Source organism: Mycobacterium sp. M26, assembly GCF_001494595.1.
GTDB lineage: Bacteria > Actinomycetota > Actinomycetes > Mycobacteriales > Mycobacteriaceae > Mycobacterium.
The window spans coordinates 3,159,920-3,180,186 of record NZ_LN929908.1 but is presented as its reverse complement, the minus strand read 5'-3'; the positions used below and the strand labels follow the sequence as shown (position 1 = coordinate 3,180,186).

Below are 20,267 nucleotides of genomic sequence, written 5' to 3'. Positions count from 1 at the left end.
TCAGATACGCCCTTCGGGGAACATCGTCTTGATGGCCTGCGTCAGCGTGTTACGGGCACTGGCATCGTCGACGGGCTGCAGTGAGGCCATCGCGATCACGAACCGCCGGTCGGGCCCGATCACACCGGTCGACATGTGCAACCAGTTGTTGCCGTTCCAGCCGGGCATCCAACCCTGTTTCACCGCAACAGGTTCGGCGAACAGCCCATCGGGGATGCCGAACCGCTGCGGGTAGCCGTCGAGCCCGTTGGGCGTCGAGGCGGACAGGTCGGACAGGATGATCGCGGCCTGCTCGGGCGGCAGGCCGCCGGCCCCGTCAAGCAGCATGTCGTAGTAGCGGACGATATCCGCGGTGGTGCTCATGGTGGTCCACCAGTGCCCGTCATAGGGCAGCGTGGTCCCGGTCAGCCCATAGCGGGCCTTGACCCGGCTGATGACCGCGTTGCCGCCGCTCTCGCTCCAGAAGATCTCGGCGGCGTTGTCGTCCGACGAGCGCAGCATCACGTCGAACTGCTGGCGCTCCTCGGGGCTGAGCTCGCGCTGGCCCTTGGCGACCTGCAGCAGCAGATCGTCGGCGATGAACAGCTTGCTCACCGACGCGATGGGGAATGCGCCCATATCGCCACCGGAGATCATCTGACCGGTCTTGCGGTCCAGGACGGTGAAGCTGATATCGGCGCCCTTGTTGGCGGCCTCGGCCGCCGCCTGCTTGGCCCTTACGTCCAGACCGATGATGGCTGGCGGCGGAGCCTCCGGGGCGGGTGCCATCACCGGGGCGTCGGGGATCGAGTTCGGGTCCGCGCTGAGCAGGGTGACGCGCTGCGGGGCGCTGTCGCCGGCACCGGCATTGACCTGGGCCGAGGAAGACGCGACCAGAACACCGATCAGTGCCGCTGCGGTGCTGGTGACCAGCACCGACGGACGCCGTCGCATGGCCTCTCCTTGCAGGGAATCGGTGTTAGGCAGTGTGTGGGCTTGCCGCGCCGCCGCCCGCTAATTCAGGTTAACCGTACCTTTTGTACACCGCACTGTTAGCACTCCGGGACATCCCCGTGACCTCGGCGGGTCGCCGGTGAGCCGCGCGATTTCACTGCTCGCGGCCCATCTGGCACAATTGAGCAGTTGCCCGCGCGGGCCGGACGTCTTTCCGCCTGCTGCGACACACACCACGTGCCCGAATCCATCGGCTCGACGGCTGCCTGCGCTCCACGTGCAGGTTGTCGGCCGCAGCCGCGAAACGCAAGGAAGTGTCACCGATGAACACGCTGGACTTCGTCGATCAGGCGTCGCTGCGCGACGACATCCCGACCTTCAGCCCCGGCGACACCGTGAATGTTCACGTGAAGGTCATCGAGGGCAACAAGTCGCGTATCCAGGTCTTCAAGGGTGTCGTCATCCGCCGTTCCGGCGGCGGCGTCCGGGAGACCTTCACCGTGCGCAAAGAGAGCTACGGCGTCGGCGTCGAGCGCACCTTCCCGGTGCACTCACCCAACATCGACCACATCGAGGTCGTCACCCGCGGTGACGTCCGTCGCGCCAAGCTGTACTACCTGCGCGAGCTGCGCGGCAAGAAGGCCAAGATCAAGGAAAAGCGCTGAGCTTCGACGCTCTGGCCTTCCGCATGACGCAGAGCAGCCCGTCGGGCTGGCTACGCTGATCACGTGACCGACACAGCAGGCTCGGCCGACTCTTCGCCGGAACACTCCACTGAGACGGACGCTCCGGACGATTCTGACAAGGGCGGGAAGAAGCGCTCAGCGCTGCGCGAGGGCGCAATCCTCGTCGCGATCGCCCTGGTTCTCTACTACGTGATGCTCACGTTCGTGGCGCGCCCGTATCTGATCCCGTCGGAATCCATGGAACCCACGTTGCACGGCTGCAACGGGTGCACGGGTGACCGGATCATGGTGGACAAGGTCACCTACCGGTTCAGCGACCCGGAGCCGGGTGACGTCATCGTCTTCAAGGGCCCGCCGAACTGGAACGTCGGCTACAAGTCGATCCGCTCGGACAACGCCGCGATTCGCACCGTGCAGAACGCCCTGTCCTTCATCGGCTTCGTCCCGCCGGATGAGAACGACCTGGTCAAGCGCGTCATCGCGGTGGGTGGTCAGACCGTTCAGTGCCGAGCCGACACTGGTCTGACCGTGGACGGCAAGCCGCTCAAGGAGCCCTACCTCAACGCTGAGACCATGATGGCCGACCCGCTGGTCTACCCGTGCCTGGGTAATGAGTTCGGCCCGGTCAAGGTGCCCGATGACCGGCTCTGGGTGATGGGGGACAACCGCACCCACTCCGCCGACTCCCGGGCGCACTGCACCAGCACCCCTGCCGATGCCCAGAAGGGCATCCTGTGCACCGGCGACCCGATGGCCGGCACGGTTCCGGTGAGCAACGTCATCGGCAAGGCGCGGTTCATCGCGTGGCCGCCGTCGCGCTGGGGTGGTGTGTCCTCGGTCAACCCGCAGCAGGGCTGACCCGTGCCCGCGATGACGTGGCCGCCGCGCACGGTGATCCGCAAGTCGTCGGGCCTGCGCACGCTGGAATCCGCGCTCTATCGCAGCGGCCTGGGGCCGGTGGCCGGCGTCGACGAGGTGGGCCGCGGTGCCTGCGCCGGTCCGCTGGTGGTGGCAGCATGCGTGCTTGGGCCCAATCGGCTGGAGAGCCTGGCCGCGCTCGACGATTCCAAGAAGCTCACCGAGAAGGCCCGCGAGGAGCTATTCCCGGTGATCCGGCGCTACGCGCTGGCCTACCACGTGGTGTTCATCCCGGCCGCCGAGGTGGACCGCCGCGGTGTGCACGTGGCCAATATCGAGGGCATGCGACGGGCGGTGGCCGGGCTGTCGCTGCGGCCGGGGTATGTGCTGTCCGACGGGTTCCGGGTGCCGGGGCTGCCGATGCCGTCACTGCCGGTGGTGGGTGGTGACGCGGCGGCAGCCTGTATCGCGGCGGCCAGCGTGCTGGCCAAAGTGAGCCGAGATCGGCTCATGGTGGCGATGGACGCCGATCATCCGGGCTATGGTTTCGCCGAGCACAAGGGCTACAGCACGGCGGCGCACAGTGCAGCCCTGAACGCACTGGGGCCGTGCCGCGAGCACCGGTACTCCTTCATCAACGTCCGACGGGTGGCGGGCGGCGGAACCGAAGTGGTGGCCGAGTGCGCACCGGCGCAGCGCGCCGGACCGGGGTGAGACAAGATGGACACCGACGACAAGCAGACAAGAGGACCGCTGAGCCAATGAGTGCCGAAGATCTCGAAAAGTACGAAACCGAGATGGAACTCTCGTTGTACCGCGAATACAAGGACATCGTCGGACAGTTCAGCTACGTCGTAGAAACGGAGCGTCGTTTCTATCTGGCAAACAGTGTCGAAATGGTTCCGCGGAACGCCGACGGCGAGGTCTACTTCGAATTGCGGCTCACCGACGCGTGGGTGTGGGACATGTACCGGCCGGCACGTTTCGTCAAACAAGTACGTGTTATCACTTTCAAAGATGTGAACATCGAGGAAGTGGAGAAGCCGGAACTCCGCCTTCCTGAGTGACTTTGTGCCCCTTTTTATTTGCGCATTGGACTAATTGGCAGTAAATGCTTTTGGGCTGAGTTAATCTCGGCATGAGCTACAGCGACGCAGTGCGCTGGGCTTTTGTCGGGGGGATCATGAAACACGCGAACTACGTCGGCAGGGTCGGCGCACTCGCGGTTGCGTTGGGGATCGGCGGCGCCATGGCCGGCGGTATCGCGATCGCCGAGGCTGCGCCGTCATCCGATGGCTCAGCAACCACCACCGGCAACGCCGCGCCACACGGTAAACCCGCCCCGCGGTCTGCCCCGGCCCGGCGCCAGGCCGCCGCAGGCCCGCGCCGACCGATCGCACTCGTCGTTCCTGCGCCGAGCACCGCCGCGCCGAAGCCGTCAGCGGCCGTCGGGCGCAGCCGGGTGGTCGAGATGGCCACCGCGGCGCCGGTGGCCGCAGCGGTGACCGCGCCCAACAGCCCGGCCACGCCGGCCCAGACGGCCGCTGCCGACACCGGACTGATCGGGTGGTTCCGGCGCACCTTCTTCAACTCGACGCCGGTGATCACCCCGCAGGCCGTGCCGCTGACCCTGGCCGCAGGCCAGACCAGCCAGCCGTTCGCGCTCAACGGCACCGATCCCGACGGCGACACACTGACGTACACGGTGGCCAACGCCGGGGTGGGCACCGCCGGCGGGACCTTGGCGACCACAGGTGATACCGCGACCTACACCCCGCCCTCGTCCTGGGGTGGGCTGACGGCCTACGACGACACGTTCACCGTCACCGCCTCCGACGCCGAGAGCGGATTCCACATCCACGGTCTGTCCGGACTGCTGAGCATGCTCACCTTCGGTCTGCTGGGCGACCCCGGCCACACGGCCAGCAGCACCGTCACCGTCCACGTCACCCCGGCCACCACCCCGGTGCCACCTGACGTCGTCACCCTGCCCGGTGCACCGTTCAGCACCGCGGTGACGGGTCCCGGCGGCATCGTCTTCCAGACCACCGTCGGCGGTGATGCCACCAACGGGTACCGCACCTACGTCACGATCGTCCGGCCGGACGGCACGTCGACCACGGTGAGCCAGGCCGGCCAGGCCTACAGCGGTGTGGTCGTCGCCGCCAACGGCACCGCCTACCAACTCAGTTCGTCGGGCGGGCCCGGCAGTATCGACTACAGCAGCGATACCACGGTGCTGCGTGCCGTGCGCCCGGACGGCACCGTCGTGGACTACACCCAACCCGGTGTCATCGGCGCCGGCAGTGCTGTGGTGATCGGGCCGGACGGCAGCATCTACGCGACCAGCACGGCGGGCAGTGCCAATCCCGGTTACACCACCGTCGTTCGCACCGTGCGTGCCGACGGCACCACCACGACCCACACCCAGCGGGGGGAGGCCGCAGGACCTCTCGTCGTGGGTGCCGATGGTACGGCGTATCAGACCAGCTTCCTCTACGAAACCGATATGCATAAGTCGACGGTGGTCGCGGTGCTGCTGCCCGGCGGAACCTCCCGGGAGTACACGCTGTCCGGTCTGCCAGACGGCCAGTTGGTCGTCGGGACCGGCGGGATCGCTTACCAGACAACGTCGTTGTACGCCGAGGACACCGACACCTTCACGACCGTCATCACCGCGATCCGGCCCGACGGAACCACCTCGGCGCGCACCGCTGTGTTCGGGGTGCGGCCCACGACGGTCATCGCGGCCGACGGCACGGCCTACCAGACCACGGCCATCGGCGGCACCACGGTGGCAGTGGTGGCGCCGGGCGGCAGCCGGATCAGCAAGACGTGGGCAGGCACTCCCGTCGGCGGTGTTCTGGTCGGTAGCAACGGCTACGCCTACCAGGCCTCCGTGTCGGCCGGCAAGACCACGGTCACCGTGGTGCGGCCGGATGGCAGTATCGCGTTGGTTCGGACCCAGAATGGCTCGCCCGCAACAGATCTTGTCCTGGCCGCCGATGGCAGCGTCTACGAGACCAGTTACGACTCGGCGGCCGGCACCACCCTGGTCAACCAGTTCACATCCGACGGCACCGTGGTCTCACGCAGCCAGTCCGGTCAGCCGGTCGGTGGTCTGGTGGTGCTGGCCGACGGGCGGGTCTATCAGACCACCGCCACCGGCAACGCCCAGAGCGGGTACACCACCTTGCTGCGAGCGTGGGCGGCGGACGGAACCATCACCGACCGCACCCAGTCCGGTCAGCCGGTCGGCGGGGTGGTCATCGCGGCTGATGGCACGGTGTACCAAGCGAGTTCGGGCGTCAACGCCAGCGGTGTGGCCACCACCGTGGTGACCGTGATCTCGCCCGACGGTGTGGTCAGGCACACGATGGCCGGACTGCCCTCCGGTGCGGTGGCTATCGGCACCGACGGGACGGCCTACCTGACCACCTCGACCGGGGTGTGGCGGGTCAACGCACAACCCGTCAGCACCGAAACCGTCACGGAGAAGGGCCCGTTGGCGGTGCCGGCGGGAGCCGCCGACGCCACCGCAGCCCTGCAGGCGATTCTCGATGCGGCCACCCCGGGCAGCACGGTGCGCCTGCAGCGGGGCCGTACCTACAACGTCGCGGGAATCCTGTACCTGCGCAACAACTCGGTGACGGTCGACGGCAATGGCGCGACCATCAACTCGATCAACGACGCCACCTCCTCGGTGCAGATCACCGGCGACGGTGTGACGTTGCAGAACATCAACCTGACCGCGGCAACCGAGGGACTGCGTTACGGCAGCCTCGACCAGCACAAGCTGCTCGTCACCGGCGATCACGACACCGTCCGCAACGTCAGCGTCACCGGATCGGCGGCGGCAGGCATATTCGCCTACGGCGCAAGCAATTTCACCTTCGATCACGACACCGTGCGCTACACCCGAGCCGATGGTATCCACATGACCGGCGGCAGCCACGACGGTACGGTCATCAACCCGTCGACCGCGTGGACCGAGGATGACGCCGTGGTCGTGGTGTCCTACGCCGACGAGCCGATCTCGCAGAATATCGTCGTCACCAACCCGGTGGTCAGCGGATCCGACGGTCGCGGTATCGCCGTCGTCGGCGGTAACAACGTGTCGTTCTCCAACATCTCGGTCTGGCGGACCTGGGCGGCCGCGGTTTACGTCGCGGCCGAGGGTGCCCCGTGGAACACCCGCTCGGTGTCGAACGTGACGATCACGGGCGGCTCGCTGGTCGAGACCGCGGTCGGCACCGATATCGTCCAGGGCGCGGTCCTGGTGTACTCGGGAAGCTCGGCCGCCACCATCAGCACGGTGACCATCTCCGATCTGGCCATCAGCGGAACACCTCAGTATGCCCAGCGGTCCACCGGCATCATCCTCGACCCCGGTGCCGGCCGGATCTCCGGTGTGGTGCTCAAGAACATCGCGCTGACCGACAGTGCGCTGCCTGTGTTCGCCACCAACGCGCCGGCCAGCAGCTACACCGCCACCGGATTCACGCTCAACGGTCAGCCGGTCACGGTGCCCTGACGCCTGTGGACAGATGAGCGTCTGTGGATAACAGGCACTCTCGGGGGGTTCTTCGGCGTTGAGCGTCGCTGCGCTGTCGGAGCTTTGGCCGACGCTGCGGACATGACAACGATGACGCGTGGCCAATTGGGTGCGCTGGGTGAAGAGCGGGCCGTCGAGTATCTGAGGTCGCTGGGGTTGGGCATCCTGGCGCGCAACTGGCGCTGCCGGTACGGCGAACTCGACGTGATCGCGGCCGACGGCGCGGGCACGGTGGTGTTCGTCGAGGTGAAAACCCGCACCGGTGACGGATTCGGTGGCTTGGCGCAGGCGGTGACCCCGCAGAAGGTCCGTCGGCTACGGCGCCTGGCCGGACTGTGGCTGGCCGAGCAGGACCGGCGCTGGGCGGCAGTGCGCATCGACGTGATCGGCGTGCGGGTCGGCAGGCAGCGCCAGCCCGAGGTGTTCCATCTCGAAGGTGTCGGCTGATGGCGCTGGGACGGGCGTTCTCGGTGGCGGTGCGTGGGCTGGACGGGGTGATCGTCGAGATCGAAGCCGACATCACCTCCGGGTTGCCCGGGGTGCATCTGGTCGGGCTACCGGACGCCGCTTTGCAGGAGTCCCGGGACCGGGTGCGTGCGGCCATCACCAACTGCGGCAAGACCTGGCCGATGTCGCGACTCACCCTGGCGCTCTCGCCCGCCACCCTGCCGAAGACGGGATCGCTCTACGACATCGCGATCGCGGCCGCGATCCTGTCGGCGAACAGCAGGAAACCGTGGGACCGCCTGGAGAAGACGGTGTTGATGGGGGAGTTGGCGCTCGATGGCCGGGTTCGCCCGGTTCGGGGGGTGCTGCCTGCAGTGCTGGCCGCCAAGCAGCAGGGGTGGCAGGCGGTGGTGGTGCCGGTGGACAATCTCGCCGAGGCCAGCCTGGTCGACGGGATCGAGGTCCTGGGCGTGCGGACGTTGCGGCATCTGCTGGCCTGGCTCGCGGGTTTCGGCACGCTCGACGGGCGGATCACCGCGTCGCGGTCGGCATCGCCGTCGACCATCGACCTGGCTGAGGTGGTCGGGCAGACTCATGCGAGGTTTGCCGTCGAGGTTGCTGCTGCCGGAGCGCACCACCTGTTCTTGACGGGGCCGCCCGGTGTCGGGAAAACAATGCTGGCTCAACGACTACCGGAGCTGTTGCCGGATCTTGGCGAACGCGAATCGCTGGAGGTGACCGCCATCCATTCGGTGGCGGGAACACTGTCGGAGAACACTCCGCTGGTTGTTCGGCCGCCCTTCATCGCCCCGCACCACTCGTCGAGCGTGGCAGCGATGGCCGGCGGTGGCACGGGCATGGCGCGTCCCGGCGCAGTGAGCCGCGCGCACCGCGGCGTGCTGTTTCTCGACGAGTGCGCGGAGCTGCGGCTCAGCGTGCTCGAAGCGCTTCGAACTCCGTTGGAGGATGGCGAGATACGGTTGGCGCGCCGGGACGGGGTCGCCTGCTATCCCGCGCGCTTCCAACTGGTCATGGCAGCCAATCCGTGCGCGTGTGCACCGGCGGACCCGAATGACTGCCTCTGTTCGGCCGTGCAGAAGCGCCGCTACCTGGGGAAGCTTTCTGGCCCGCTGATGGATCGGGTGGACCTGCGCGTGCAGATGCATATGGTGCGGGCCGGCGCGTTCGCCTCGCATGCCGCGGAGAGTTCCGCTGTGGTGCGTGAGCGGGTTGCGCAGGCACGTGCTGCCGCAGCGTCGCGTTGGCTACGGTACGGATTCACCACCAACGCCGAGGTGACCGGCACTGTGCTGCGCCGACAGTTCCGGCTGTCCAAGGTCGCCATGGCACCGCTCAAGACGGCGTTGGAGCGAGGCGTACTCAGCATCCGAGGCGTCGACAGGTCACTGCGGGTTGCGTGGACGTTGGCCGACTTGGCGGGCCGCACCATGCCAGACGTCGACGACGTAGCGGTGGCACTGAGTTTCCGGCAGGGGGAGTCCATCGCATGAGCGACGAGAAAGCACGCCAAGCCTGGGCCTATCTGTCTCGCGTGGCCGAGCCACCGTGCGCCGAACTGTCCGCGCTCGTCGGCGAAGTGGGACCTGTTGAGGCCGCCGACCGGATTCGGCACGGCGAGGTCGGACTCAGGCTCGCCGAACGAACGGCCGCGCGTCGCGACATCGACTCCGCCCGAGCTGATCTCGAACTGCTTCAGCGACGGGGTGGTCGTCTGATCACGCCGGACGACGTGGAGTGGCCCACGCTGGCAATGGTTGCCTTCGGGGGCTGCGCGGTCCGAGACAAACAGCAAGGGCATCCGCCTTTGGTGCTCTGGGCCATCGGGCCGGCCCACCTCGACGAGGTCACCGATCGGGCCGCTGCCATTGTGGGCACCCGGGCGGCATCCGGCTACGGTGAGCACGTCGCTGCCGAACTCGCGGCCGGGTTGGCGGAGCACGACGTGACCGTCGTGTCCGGTGGTGCATACGGGATCGACGGGGTGGCGCACCGCGCCGCATTGTCGGCCGAAGGCTCGACCGTCGCCGTACTCGCCGGGGGCATCGATGTGATGTATCCGGCTGGTCACTCGGCGCTGCTACACAGGGTGAGCACCACCGGCCTGCTCCTGACGGAGTATCCACCGGGGGTTCGGCCGTCCCGGCATCGATTCTTGACCCGCAATCGTCTGGTTGCCACCTTGTCTGCGGCCACCGTCGTCGTCGAGGCGGGGGTGCGAAGCGGCGCTGCGAACACCGCCGCGTGGGCACGGGCCCTGGGCCGGGTCGTTGGTGCTGTGCCCGGCCCGGTGACCTCGGCGGCCTCCACCGGTTGTCATATCCTGCTGCGCGGCGGTGCCGAACTGGTGACCCGAGCCGAGGATGTGGTCGAATTCGTCGGTCGCGCTGGGGAATTGGCACCCGAGGAGCCGCATCCAAGCAGTCCGCTCGACGGCCTCAATGACACTGAACGTCGGGTCTACGAGGCACTGCCACGCCGCGGGGTTCGCAGCGTCGACGAGATCGCGGTCGAGTCTGGCTTGCCGCCGACCAGCGTGCTGGGGCCGTTGGCCACTCTGGAGATCAGGGGTTTGATTCAGCAGCAGGACGGCTGTTGGCGGTTGGGCCGGGCTGGCCGGTGAGCGCCTGGCGGCCGGACCGCAGTGTGTTCCACAGGTCACGGCATCGTGTAGCCGCCGCTGACCGAGATCATCTGGCCGGTCACCTGGCTCGCCGCTCGCGCCGAGGAGAACCACAGCACGGCCCGTGCCACGTCGACCGCGGTGGTCAGGGTGCGGGTCGGAGTGTCTTTGAGCATGAACTCAATCTGCTTGGGGTTGAACACTTCGTCCTCGCCGACCGCCCACAGGCTCGAGGCGCCGACGGCGTCGGGTCCCTCCGGCATCACCAGTCCGGGGCAGACGATGTTGGAGCGGATGCCGTGCCGGCCGTGCTCGCGCGCGGTGGTCCGTGCGAAGGCCACCATGGCCGCTTTGGAGGCGCCGTAAATGCCCTGGCGGATCTGGCCGAACGCGGCGTCGCTGGCGATGAAGACCAGCGACCCGCCACCGGCTTCCTTCATAGGTCCGATCGCGGCCTGGGTCATGGCGACCGCGCTGAAGAAGTTGACCTCGATGGTGCGTTGCCACTTATCGCGGTCGGTGTCGGTGGCCACGAAGCCGGGAACACTCCAACCGGCATTGTTGACGACCGCGTCGACACCGCCCCAGGTGCTGACGGCCGCGGCGATGGTCCGTTCCGCGCCCCCGGGCACCGTGAGGTCCTCGATTGCGAGTTCGACTGCGCTCGCCCCGAGGGCGAGGGCTTCGTCGCGGACCTTCCTGGCCTGCGGCTCGTCGATGTCGTTGAGCACGATTCGCGCGCCTTCGGTGGCGAATTCGTGCACGATGCCGCGGCCGATGTTCGACGCTCCGCCCGTGACGACGACGCGGGCGTTGGCCAGTCCGAGATCCATGGTGATCCTTAAGTTCGTAGGGGCCATCCTTGTCCCGCTCAACCCCGTGATTTAACCTAGATTAGAAATATGGATTAGATTTGTCTATGAGCGACGGGGCGAGGGAGACCAGGATGGACAAACTGCTGCAGGCGAGGGTGGCAGTGGCCACCGGTGCCGCGCAGGGGTTGGCCGGCGCAGTCATGCTCCGTGGCAGCCGGGGGGACATGTGACCCCGGTACTCACCGAGATCACGGGCGCTATTGGCCGGATCACCCTGAATCGCCCGGACAAGATGAACGCGATCAGTATTGAGCTCGCCGATGCGCTCGGCGCGGCGATTAATGAGCTGGGCCTTCGCGACGACCTCAACGTCATCGTGATTCGCGGAGCCGGGGGCAACTTCTGCGCCGGTGGCGACTTCGATGAGGTGCAACGGCTACGTGCCGCCGGCCCGGATCAGCTGCGGACTCTGTTCACGTCGTTCAAGGCGGCCTGCGACGCGGTCAGCCGAACCGACATCCCGGTCGTGGCGGCGGTCGACGGTGTCGCCGCGGCTGGTGGCTTCGAGCTGATGCAGGCCGTCGACATCGTCCTGGTGTCCGAAACGGCGCGCATCTCCGACAACCACATCAACTTCGGGATGATCCCCGGCGGTGGCAGCACGGCGAGATTGCCTCGCACCGTCGGGCGGCAGCAGGCGCTGACGTTGCTGCTGTCCGGCGACAAGATGCGCGGCCCGGACGCGTTGCTGTTAGGCCTGGCCCAGCAGTGTTTTCCCGCGGACCAGTTCGACGAATCGGTGGAGGCATTCCTGCAGCGGCTCGCCGGTCGCGACCGCTCGGCGGTCACCGCCATCAAGCGCTTGGTGAGCCACGGGCTCCACACCGATCTGCAGACCGCCATCGACCAGGAGACCGATGCCGTCGTCGCGCGGATCTGCGGCGACGCCGGCCAGGCCGGGGTGTCGGCATTCAAGAACAGGGAGGCCACCGTATGACCGCGACTCTCAACCCTGCGGTGCTGCGCGAGGTGGCCCCCGACGGCGTCGCCAGCATCCGGCTCAACCGGCCCGAGACCTCCAACGGCCTCAACGTCGAGACGCTCAAGGCGCTGCACGACGCCGTGCTGACCTGTCACGCCGATCCTGAGGTGAAGGTCGTCGTGCTGTCCGGGGCGGGTCGCAACTTCTGCGCCGGCGGCGACGTGAAGACGTTCGAGTCCAAGGGCGACAAGCTGCCGGATTACCTGCGCGAGGCCACTGCCTGGTTGCAGCTCGCGACCTCGGCACTCATCCAGTTACGAGTCCCGGTGGTCACCGCTGTGCAGGGGTTCGCCGCCGGTGGCGGCGGGCTCGGTCTGGTCTGTGCCTCCGACATCGTCGTCGCCGCACAGTCGGCGAAGTTCTTCTCCGGCGCGGTCCGGGTGGGTATGGCACCCGACGGCGGATCCTCGGTGACCCTGGCACAGCTGGTGGGCCTGCGGCAGGCGCTGCGGATTCTGCTCACCAACCCGACCCTCACCGCCAACGAGGCGGCCGAAATCGGTCTGATCACCGAAGTCGTTGCGGATGAGGATCTGCCGACCCGCGTCCAGGCCATCGCCGCCGAGCTGTCGGCGATGCCCACCCGCGCGCTGTCGGCGACCAAACGCCTGGTGTGGTCGGGGGTGGGCGCCTCCATCGAGGAGCGGCTTCCCGAGGAATCCCGCACCGTCTCAGAGCTTTCCGGTACCGAGGACGCCCTGGAAGGTCTGCGCGCGGTCATCGAGCGCCGCCCGGCGAAGTTCACCGGCCGATGAACGTCCTCGTCGACGATGACGGCGCAGTCCGGACGGTCACCCTCAACCGGCCGGATGTTCGCAACGCGATCGACATTCCGTTGCGGATCGAACTGGCCGATGCGCTGGAGGCGGCCGACGCCGACGACACGGTGCGGGTGATCATTCTGACCGGAGCCGGGTCAACGTTCTGCTCTGGTGGTGACATCTCGACGATGCGGGTGCTGGGCGAGACCGAGGCCATGGAGCGCGTACAGCTTGCGCAGCGGGTGATCCGGGCGATCTGGAACACCCCGAAGCCGGTCATCGCGGCGGTGGAGGGCGCCGCCTTCGGTGCCGGCGCAGCGCTCGCGGCCGCGTGCGATCGGGTGATCGCGGCCCGCGACACCCGCTTTGCCACCACGTTCACCAACGTGGGGCTGGCCGGCGATATGGGCACGTACGCCACGCTGCCCCGCCGGATAGGCGTGGCGCGGACCCGCCAGATGCTCTTGCTTCCCGAACCGTTCACCGCCGAGGCGGCCGAGCAGTGGGGGCTGGTCGACGTGACGACCGAGCCCGGCGGTGCCTTGGCGGCGGCCCGCGCGGACGCGGCACGCCTGGCGGCCGGGCCCGCCCAGGCCTACGGCGCCATCAAGACCCTGCTGGCGCTGACGCCGACCATGCCTGCCCTGGATGTCCTCGATGTTGAGGCCGCCTATCAGGCAAAGCTTTTCGGAAGCGACGACTTCGCAGAGGGTGTCGCCGCCTTCGCGGAGAAACGCCGACCGTCCTTCGGCACACGACAAGGAGTACACAGATGACCTCAGTCATCGATCCCGCAGCTGACACCGGTGGCCGATTCGACCGGCTGATCCGTCCGAACCGGGTGCACGGCAGCCTCTACAGCGATCCGGCCATCTTCGCCGAGGAGCTCGAGAAGATCTGGTACCGCACGTGGGTGTTCGTCGGCCACGAGAGCGAGGTCGCCCACCCGAACGACTACGTGCGCAAGAAGCTCGGCACGCAGGACGTCATCATGACCCGCGACCGCGACGGCGAGCTGCACCTGCTGCTCAACCGGTGCGCCCATCGCGGCAGCCAGGTCTGCGACGACGCCAAGGGCAACTCGAGCACCTTCCGGTGCCCGTACCACGGCTGGACGTTCCGCAACAACGGCGACCTCGTCGGCTTCCCGTTCTTCAAGGGCTACGGTGCGCGCACGCTGGATATGCCGATGGGCCGGGTGCCCCGGGTCGACACCTACGGCGGCTTCGTGTTCGGCAGCTTCGCCACTGACGGGCCGTCCCTGGTGGAGCATCTCGGTGCCGCCGCAGGCGAGATCGATCGTCTGACCCGGCTCTCGCCGGAGGGCCGGGTCGAGCTGAACGCCGGATGGTTGCAACACAAGACGCGCGCCAACTGGAAACTGGTCGCCGAGAACGAAACTGACGGCTACCATCCGCAATTCGTCCACGGCTCCATCTTCGGGGTCACCGGCAGCACCATCGCCCCGCTCTACAGCGACTCCTCGACGGCGGTGACACGCGACCTCGGCAACGGCCACAGTGAGAACGACCTGCGCCCGGAGTTCCGCAAGTTCGCCCAGCCGATGCGCTGGTTCGGCACGACGGAGTCGCGGGTACCGGAGTACGTGGCGGCGATGCGCGCCAAGCACGGCGCCGACGCCGAGCAGATCCTTATCGAGGGCGCTCCGCACGTGATGATCTTTCCGAACCTGTTCATCGCCGAGATTCAGGTGTTCTGCATCCAGCCGGTGGCGGTGGACGAGTGCACTCAGTACGCCACCGCGGTCCAGCTCGCCGGGGCTCCGGAACTCAATCGCCGCATGGTGTCCCAGTGCATCGGTTCGGTCGGACCGGCGGGGATGCTGCTGGCCGATGACACCGAGATGTATGAGCGCAATCAGCAAGGCATCGCGGTGCGCAACCCGGAATGGCTCGATGTGCGCCGGGGACTGAATCGGGAAACCGTCGACGACAACGGCTTCACGATCGGCACCAACACCGATGAGACCGGTATGCGCGCCTTCTGGTCGCAGTACAAGTCGCTGATGGAAAAGGACTGAGTCCGTGACAACCTCGATCAGCGACTCCGCTGAACTCACCGCCTTCCCCACCGAGTTCGACCGCTTTGCCGTCGAGCAGTTCCTGTACCGGGAAGCGCGGTTGGCCGACGAGAACGACTACGACGGCTGGGAAGCGTTGTGGACCGACGATGCCCTGTACTGGGTGCCCGCCGACGTCAAGGACTATGACCCGCTGAGCCAGATGTCGGTGATCTACGACAACCGCAGCCGGATTTCGACCCGACTCAAGCAGGTCCGCACCGGTCGCCGCTATGCGCAAGCACCCGCCTCTGTTCTCCGCCGGCTGGTCTCCAACATCGAATTCCTCGGCGGCAGGCCGAATCCCGAAGGCTCACTTGACCTGGAGGTCGGGGCGAACTTCATCGCGGTCGAGGCCAGGCCCCGCGGCAATCATGTGTGGGCCGGCCGCACCACCTATCGCCTACGGCTGGTCGCGGGTGAGCTTCGGCTGGCCTACAAGAAGGTGCAGCTCGTCGACGCCGACCAGGCGATTCCGTCGCTGAGCTTCCTGATCTGAGGTGGTGATGGCAATCGAATTCGACGACTCGGCACCGGTGACCATCCCCGGCGTGGGAGCAGTGGTCGGCAGCGAATTCGCCGAGGTGGCGGTCAGCGTCGACAACGAGGCGAACTCACCGCGGCTTCGGGTCGAGGACCTGCGCACCGGTCGGGTGCGTTTCCTGGACGCCCTCGAACTCGAGACCATCGTGTGGTTGTCCGAGGAGAAGCTGACCGCCCTGCTGGACCCGTCGGCTGATCGTTGGCGGGGAGATCGATGAGGCGCGCAGCCATTGTCGGCCCGGTCCGCACCCCGGTTGGCACGTTCGGCGGCACTCTGCGACCGCTTCGCGCCGAGGATCTCGCCGCCCGGGTGCTCACCGCGCTGGTCGAACGCAGCGGCGTGGACCCGGCGGTGATCGAGGACGTCGTAATGGCCCAGTCCTACGCCAACTCCGAGGCGCCGTGCATCGGGCGATGGGCCGCGCTGCACGCTGGGCTTCCGATCAACGTCTCGGGGCTGCAGATCGACCGCCGTTGCGGTGGCGGACTACAGGCGGTGATCACCGCGGCGATGACGGTGCAGACCGGCGCCGCCGACGTCGTCATCGCCGGTGGGGTGGAGTCGATGAGCAACATCGAGCACTACACCACCACCGCACGGTGGGGTTCGCGGTCGGGCAACCAGATGCTCTACGACCGGCTGGACCGCGGCCGCCAGATGTCGCAGCCGGTCTGGCGATTCGGGGAGATCAGCGGAATGATCGAGACCGCCGAAAATCTCGCCGCCGACTACGGCATCGACCGCGCCGCCGCCGACGAATTCGCGGCCCGCAGTCACCGGCTGGCCGCCGCCGCGCAGAGTGCGGGCCGGTTCGATGAGGAGATGATCTCGGTCGAGGTGCCGGTCCGGCGCGGCGAACCGGTGGTTGTCAACCAGGACGAGGGGGTGCGCCCCGACACCACCGTCGAGAGCCTCGCCCGCCTGCGCACCGTGCAGACCGGCGGAACAGTGACAGCCGGAAACTCCAGCCAGCAAAACGATGCTGCCGCAGCATGTTTGGTGGTCGCCGAGGATCGCCTGGAGGAGCTGGGACTGGAACCGATCGGCTTTCTGGAGGGTTGGGCCGCAGTAGGCTGCGAGCCGTCCCGGATGGGCATCGGACCGGTGGGTGCGGTGGAGAAGCTGTTCGCCCGCACCGGCCTGACGTTCGACCAGATGGATCTGATCGAGATCAACGAGGCGTTTGCCGTCCAGGTGCTCGCGGTGCTGGCCGGTTGGGGTCTGAAGCCCGACGATGTCGAAGACCGTCTCAACGTCAATGGTTCGGGCATCTCACTCGGACATCCGATCGGCGCCACCGGTGTGCGCATCCTGGCCACGGTGATGTACGAATTGCGTCGCCGCGGTGGGGGATTGGCGCTGGAAACCATGTGCATCGGTGGCGGTCAAGGAATTGCGGCTGTCTTCAGGAGCCCGTCGTGACCTACGGCGTGGTCGGGTATGCGAGCTACCTGCCCCGGCACCGGCTCGCCGCCGCCGATATCGGACTGCGGCGCGGTGATCGGGTGGTGGCTTCCTATGACGAGGACTCGACCACCATGGCGGTCAGTGCCGCCGCGCAGCTCGTCGATCCGTCGACCCCACTAGCGGCGCTCTACCTGGCCACCACCACGCCGGCCTACGCCGATAAGACCAATGCCAGCGCGGTGCATGCCGCTCTCGGGCTGCCCTCGGGCGTGCTGGCGGCCGATCTCGGTGGGACCGCCCGCAGTGCCGTCGCAGGCTTGCGGAGTGCTGCCCTGACGGGTGGTCTGGTGGTGGCCGCCGACGTCCGAGTGGGCAAACCCGGTTCGGCGGACGAGAAGAGCGGTGGCGACGGCGCGGCAGCACTGCTGTTCGGTGCTGGCGAGCCCATCGCGGACCTTCTGGCAGCCACCTCGGTCACCGCGGAGTTCCTGGACCGCTGGCGGGATCCGCTGTCACCCACAGGTGATCAGTGGGAGGAGCGGTTCGGCGCTGAGCGCTACAGCGCACTCATCCGGCAGGCGGCCCGCGAGGTGCTCGATACCGCAGGGGTGGCCGATCCTGATCACGTGGTGCTCGCCTGCCCGAACACCGCGGTCATCAAGCGGGCCGCCACCCTGGTCAAGGGGCAGAAGTCGGTGCTCACCTCACCCGTTGGGCATACCGGGGCGGCCGATCCGCTGATCGCGCTGGCCGGTGCCTTCGACAACGCGGACGCCGGCGAGACGGTGCTGCTGCTGTCGGCCGTCGACGGCTGCGATGCGGTGCTGTTCCGCACCACCGACGCGCTCCCCGATGCTCGCCAGGCCGTGCCGCTGAGTGTGCAGCGCGAGACCGGCCTTGCGGTGCCGCATCTGACGTACCTGTCGTGGCGCGGCCTGGTCACGCTGGAGTCGCCCCGTCGGCCGGAGCCCGATCGCGCAGCCGCGCCGCCCGCCGCACGCGCCGAGCGCTGGAAGTTCGGCTTCACCGGAACACGCTGCGTTAACTGCGGTTTCACGCACCTGCCTCCGACCCGCGTCTGCCGCTCGTGTCGCTCGATCGACGAGATGAGCGACATCGCCGTCGGCCGGTTGTCCGGGACCGTCGTCACCTACACGGTGGACCGGTTGGCGTACTCCCCGTCACCACCGATGGTGCAGGCCGTGATCGACATCGACGGCGGCGGCCGGTGCACCCTGGAGGTCGCTGACGCCCGCCCGGCGCACCTCGCGGTCGGCAGCCGGGTCCGCTTCTCGTTCCGGAAACTGTTCACCGTGGGCGGCATTCACGACTACTTCTGGAAGGCGGTGCAGGACGATGCCGAGTAACGGGATCGCCGGCAAAGTCGCGGTGGTGGCCATGGGCTGCAGCGCCTTTGGCGAACGCTGGACCGCCTCCACCGACGACCTCATCCTCGAGGCGTACCAGGAATGCCTGGCATCGGTGCCCGGCGTCGACCGATCCGACGTGGACGCCTACTGGCTGGGGACCCTGAGCTCCGGTCTGGGCGGGCTCACGCTCAGCAGGGCGATCGGTAGCGATGACAAGCCGGTCACCAGAGTCGAGAACTTCTGTGCCACCGGCTCGGAAGCGTTCCGCAACGCCTGCTATGCGGTAGCGGCCGGGGCCTATGACATCGTGATGGCCGTTGGTGTGGAAAAGCTCAAGGACTCCGGCTATTCGGGTCTGCTCCGGCAGGATCCGCCCGGCGACGGGACAGCACCGGAGATTTCGATGACCGCGCCCGCAGCCTTCTCGCTGCTCGACCCGGCGTACTGCGAACGCTACGGGGTGCACCCCGACGAGATGCGCGCGGCCATGACCCACGTGGCGTGGAAGAACCACGACAACGGCACCCGCAATCCCAAGGCGCAGTTCCGTTCACCGGTGGCGCGGGAGACCATCGAGGGTGCGCCGAAGGTGGCCGGACGGCTCGGTGTCTTCGACTGCTCGGGTGTCTCCGACGGTGCGGCCTGCGCGCTGATCGTCTCTGCCGAACGGGCCCACGAGTTCACCGACAGCCCGATGTACGTGCAGGGTCTGTCGCTGGTGGCGGGTTCGGCTCGGGGCTACATGGACTCGGCCTACGACTACACCACGTTCCCCGAAGTGGTGAAGGCGGCCAAGGACGCCTACGCGCAGGCCGGTATCGACCGGCCCGCCGAACAGCTGTCATTGGCCGAGGTGCACGACTGCTTCACCCCGACCGAGATCGTGCTGATGGAGGATCTCGGCTTCTCCGATACCGGACAGGCCTGGAAAGACGTTCTCGGCGGGAGTTTCGACCCCGACGGCCGCCTGCCGGTCAACCCTGACGGTGGGCTGAAGTCGTTCGGTCACCCGGTCGGGGCCAGCGGACTGCGCATGCTCTACGAGGCCTGGCTGCAGTTCCGCGGCGAGGCCGGCGAGCGTCAGCTCGACGACCCGCACACGGCGCTGACCCACAACCTCGGCGGACGCCCCGGCGGTTGCGTGTCGTTCGTGTCGGTGGTGTCCAAGGAACAACACCGCCGCAGCTGAGCGGCGCGGATCGAGCGAGATAACAACCCACTCCCGTCCGGGAGCGTGAAAAAGGAGTAGCAGTGCCGGGTTTGGACGACAAAGTTGTCATCGTGACGGGTGCGGGGGGCGGCCTGGGCCGGTCCTACGCCCACTTCCTGGCGGCCAACGGCGCGCTGGTGGTCGTCAACGACCTCGGTGGCGCCCGGGACGGATCCGGCGCCGGAACGCAGGCCGCCGACACCGTGGTCGCCGAGATTCGCAGCGCCGGCGGCCGCGCGGTGGCCAACTACGATTCGGTCGCCGAGCCCAGCGGCGCCGAGGGGATCGTGGCGACCGCCCTCAACGAGTTCGGCGCCGTCCACGGTGTGGTCAGCAACGCCGGCATCCTGCGGGACGGCGCCTTCCACAAGATGACGCTCCAGAGCTGGGATGCGGTGCAGAAGGTGCACCTCTACGGCGGCTACAACGTGATCCGCGCTGCCTGGCCGCACTTCCGCGAGCAGAGCTTCGGCCGCATCGTGGTGGCCACCTCGACCAGTGGGCTGTACGGCAACTTCGGCCAGGCCAATTACGGCGCTGCCAAGGCCGGATTGGTCGGCCTGATCAACACGCTGGCGATCGAAGGGGCGAAGTACTCGATCACCGCCAATGCCATTGCGCCGCTGGCTGCTACCCGGATGACGGCCGATATCGCGCCTCAGGAGGTGCTGGACAAGCTCGACCCCGAGCTGGTGGCACCTGCCGTCGGCTACCTGATGTCGGCCGACAACTCCGACACCGCTTCGGTGTTCGTGGTCGGCGGTGGTCTGGTGCAGCGGGTCGCCCAGTTCCAGAACGAGGGTGTCACGTTCGCCAAGCCCCCGACACTGGCCGAGATCGGTGCGCAATGGTCTCAGATCAGCGATATGACCGTTGCGACGCTCGGTCGCAATCCCGTCTGACAACGAGGTGGACGCC

The 20,267-nt window shown here is 67.6% G+C and carries 20 protein-coding genes; 18 read left to right on the top strand and 2 right to left on the bottom strand.

The genetic code is table 11. The annotated features are described in order from the left end of the window. Positions 1-933 (bottom strand): serine hydrolase, encoded by a 933-nt coding sequence (locus BN3385_RS24510; protein ID WP_059020811.1) that lies wholly within the window; start codon positions 931-933, stop codon positions 1-3. Positions 934-1,256: 323 nt separating this feature from the next. Between BN3385_RS24510 and rplS the strand changes: the two genes are divergently transcribed. The 8 genes from rplS (at position 1,257) to dprA (ending at position 10,120) form a co-directional block, all read left to right on the top strand. Next, on the top strand, positions 1,257-1,598 hold the full coding sequence (gene rplS / locus BN3385_RS24505) for a 50S ribosomal protein L19 (protein WP_059020809.1): 342 nt from the start codon (positions 1,257-1,259) through the stop codon (positions 1,596-1,598). A 63-nt stretch (positions 1,599-1,661) separates the two neighbouring features. Further along, entirely contained in the window at positions 1,662-2,477 is an 816-nt protein-coding gene (gene lepB, locus BN3385_RS24500; RefSeq protein WP_059020807.1) for a signal peptidase I, read from the top strand. A 12-nt stretch (positions 2,478-2,489) separates the two neighbouring features. After that, on the top strand, positions 2,490-3,191 hold the full coding sequence (locus BN3385_RS24495; protein WP_156432967.1) for a ribonuclease HII: 702 nt from the start codon (positions 2,490-2,492) through the stop codon (positions 3,189-3,191). 47 nt (positions 3,192-3,238) lie between these two features. Further along, positions 3,239-3,544, top strand: coding sequence for a DUF2469 domain-containing protein (locus BN3385_RS24490; protein ID WP_059020803.1), 306 nt, complete (start codon positions 3,239-3,241; stop codon positions 3,542-3,544). Between the two features lie 116 nt (positions 3,545-3,660). Then, positions 3,661-7,011, top strand: coding sequence for a beta strand repeat-containing protein (locus tag BN3385_RS24485; RefSeq protein WP_156432870.1), 3,351 nt, complete (start codon positions 3,661-3,663; stop codon positions 7,009-7,011). Positions 7,012-7,113: 102 nt separating this feature from the next. Further along, positions 7,114-7,479, top strand: a complete 366-nt coding sequence (locus tag BN3385_RS24480; RefSeq protein WP_059020799.1) for a YraN family protein — start codon at positions 7,114-7,116, stop codon at positions 7,477-7,479. Further along, complete coding sequence (locus tag BN3385_RS24475; RefSeq protein WP_059020796.1) at positions 7,479-8,990, top strand: YifB family Mg chelatase-like AAA ATPase; 1,512 nt, start codon at positions 7,479-7,481, stop codon at positions 8,988-8,990. Before BN3385_RS24480 ends, BN3385_RS24475 begins: the two co-directional genes overlap by 1 nt. Further along, a complete protein-coding gene (dprA, locus tag BN3385_RS24470; protein WP_059020794.1) occupies positions 8,987-10,120 on the top strand; it encodes a DNA-processing protein DprA in 1,134 nt (377 codons plus the stop codon). Before BN3385_RS24475 ends, dprA begins: the two co-directional genes overlap by 4 nt. 35 nt (positions 10,121-10,155) lie before the next feature. Here the strand turns inward: dprA and BN3385_RS24465 are convergent, their stop codons facing one another. Then, complete coding sequence (locus BN3385_RS24465) at positions 10,156-10,953, bottom strand: SDR family NAD(P)-dependent oxidoreductase (RefSeq protein WP_059020792.1); 798 nt, start codon at positions 10,951-10,953, stop codon at positions 10,156-10,158. A 208-nt stretch (positions 10,954-11,161) separates the two neighbouring features. Between BN3385_RS24465 and BN3385_RS24460 the strand changes: the two genes are divergently transcribed. The 10 genes from BN3385_RS24460 to BN3385_RS24415 all read left to right on the top strand — a co-directional run bounded on the left by BN3385_RS24460 (position 11,162) and on the right by BN3385_RS24415 (position 20,251). Continuing rightward, on the top strand, positions 11,162-11,932 hold the full coding sequence (locus BN3385_RS24460) for an enoyl-CoA hydratase/isomerase family protein (protein ID WP_059020791.1): 771 nt from the start codon (positions 11,162-11,164) through the stop codon (positions 11,930-11,932). Further along, on the top strand, positions 11,929-12,732 hold the full coding sequence (locus BN3385_RS24455) for an enoyl-CoA hydratase/isomerase family protein (protein ID WP_059020789.1): 804 nt from the start codon (positions 11,929-11,931) through the stop codon (positions 12,730-12,732). Before BN3385_RS24460 ends, BN3385_RS24455 begins: the two co-directional genes overlap by 4 nt. Continuing rightward, positions 12,729-13,514, top strand: a complete 786-nt coding sequence (locus tag BN3385_RS24450; RefSeq protein WP_059020787.1) for an enoyl-CoA hydratase/isomerase family protein — start codon at positions 12,729-12,731, stop codon at positions 13,512-13,514. Before BN3385_RS24455 ends, BN3385_RS24450 begins: the two co-directional genes overlap by 4 nt. Continuing rightward, the gene (locus BN3385_RS24445) at positions 13,511-14,779 is read left to right on the top strand and encodes an aromatic ring-hydroxylating oxygenase subunit alpha (protein WP_059020785.1); all 1,269 of its coding nucleotides are present in this window, start codon (positions 13,511-13,513) and stop codon (positions 14,777-14,779) included. The genes BN3385_RS24450 and BN3385_RS24445 overlap by 4 nt, the downstream gene beginning before the upstream one ends. Positions 14,780-14,783: 4 nt before the next feature. Further along, positions 14,784-15,317 (top strand): aromatic-ring-hydroxylating dioxygenase subunit beta, encoded by a 534-nt coding sequence (locus tag BN3385_RS24440; RefSeq protein WP_059020783.1) that lies wholly within the window; start codon positions 14,784-14,786, stop codon positions 15,315-15,317. 7 nt (positions 15,318-15,324) lie between these two features. Further along, positions 15,325-15,579, top strand: a complete 255-nt coding sequence (locus BN3385_RS24435; protein ID WP_059022385.1) for a hypothetical protein — start codon at positions 15,325-15,327, stop codon at positions 15,577-15,579. Further along, the gene (locus BN3385_RS24430; RefSeq protein ID WP_059020781.1) at positions 15,576-16,784 is read left to right on the top strand and encodes an acetyl-CoA C-acetyltransferase; all 1,209 of its coding nucleotides are present in this window, start codon (positions 15,576-15,578) and stop codon (positions 16,782-16,784) included. Before BN3385_RS24435 ends, BN3385_RS24430 begins: the two co-directional genes overlap by 4 nt. Next, positions 16,781-18,136, top strand: coding sequence for an OB-fold domain-containing protein (locus BN3385_RS24425; protein ID WP_059020779.1), 1,356 nt, complete (start codon positions 16,781-16,783; stop codon positions 18,134-18,136). The genes BN3385_RS24430 and BN3385_RS24425 overlap by 4 nt, the downstream gene beginning before the upstream one ends. Then, positions 18,126-19,328: an acetyl-CoA acetyltransferase gene (locus BN3385_RS24420; RefSeq protein WP_059020777.1), complete on the top strand. Its 1,203-nt coding sequence runs from the start codon at positions 18,126-18,128 to the stop codon at positions 19,326-19,328. The genes BN3385_RS24425 and BN3385_RS24420 overlap by 11 nt, the downstream gene beginning before the upstream one ends. A gap of 62 nt (positions 19,329-19,390) precedes the next feature. Continuing rightward, a complete protein-coding gene (locus BN3385_RS24415) occupies positions 19,391-20,251 on the top strand; it encodes an SDR family oxidoreductase (RefSeq protein WP_059020775.1) in 861 nt (286 codons plus the stop codon). The last annotated feature ends 16 nt before the right edge of the window (positions 20,252-20,267 follow it).

Coding starts and splice junctions, on each gene's coding strand:
- BN3385_RS24510 (WP_059020811.1), bottom strand. CDS start 933: ATGCGACGGCGTCCGTCGGTGCTGGTCACCAGCACCGCAGCGGCACTG.
- rplS (WP_059020809.1), top strand. CDS start 1,257: ATGAACACGCTGGACTTCGTCGATCAGGCGTCGCTGCGCGACGACATC.
- BN3385_RS24465 (WP_059020792.1), bottom strand. CDS start 10,953: ATGGATCTCGGACTGGCCAACGCCCGCGTCGTCGTCACGGGCGGAGCG.
- BN3385_RS24455 (WP_059020789.1), top strand. CDS start 11,929: ATGACCGCGACTCTCAACCCTGCGGTGCTGCGCGAGGTGGCCCCCGAC.
- dprA (WP_059020794.1), top strand. CDS start 8,987: ATGAGCGACGAGAAAGCACGCCAAGCCTGGGCCTATCTGTCTCGCGTG.
- BN3385_RS24495 (WP_156432967.1), top strand. CDS start 2,490: ATGACGTGGCCGCCGCGCACGGTGATCCGCAAGTCGTCGGGCCTGCGC.
- BN3385_RS24485 (WP_156432870.1), top strand. CDS start 3,661: ATGAAACACGCGAACTACGTCGGCAGGGTCGGCGCACTCGCGGTTGCG.
- BN3385_RS24450 (WP_059020787.1), top strand. CDS start 12,729: ATGAACGTCCTCGTCGACGATGACGGCGCAGTCCGGACGGTCACCCTC.
- BN3385_RS24445 (WP_059020785.1), top strand. CDS start 13,511: ATGACCTCAGTCATCGATCCCGCAGCTGACACCGGTGGCCGATTCGAC.
- BN3385_RS24420 (WP_059020777.1), top strand. CDS start 18,126: ATGCCGAGTAACGGGATCGCCGGCAAAGTCGCGGTGGTGGCCATGGGC.
- BN3385_RS24430 (WP_059020781.1), top strand. CDS start 15,576: ATGAGGCGCGCAGCCATTGTCGGCCCGGTCCGCACCCCGGTTGGCACG.
- BN3385_RS24475 (WP_059020796.1), top strand. CDS start 7,479: ATGGCGCTGGGACGGGCGTTCTCGGTGGCGGTGCGTGGGCTGGACGGG.
- BN3385_RS24480 (WP_059020799.1), top strand. CDS start 7,114: ATGACAACGATGACGCGTGGCCAATTGGGTGCGCTGGGTGAAGAGCGG.
- BN3385_RS24435 (WP_059022385.1), top strand. CDS start 15,325: ATGGCAATCGAATTCGACGACTCGGCACCGGTGACCATCCCCGGCGTG.
- BN3385_RS24490 (WP_059020803.1), top strand. CDS start 3,239: ATGAGTGCCGAAGATCTCGAAAAGTACGAAACCGAGATGGAACTCTCG.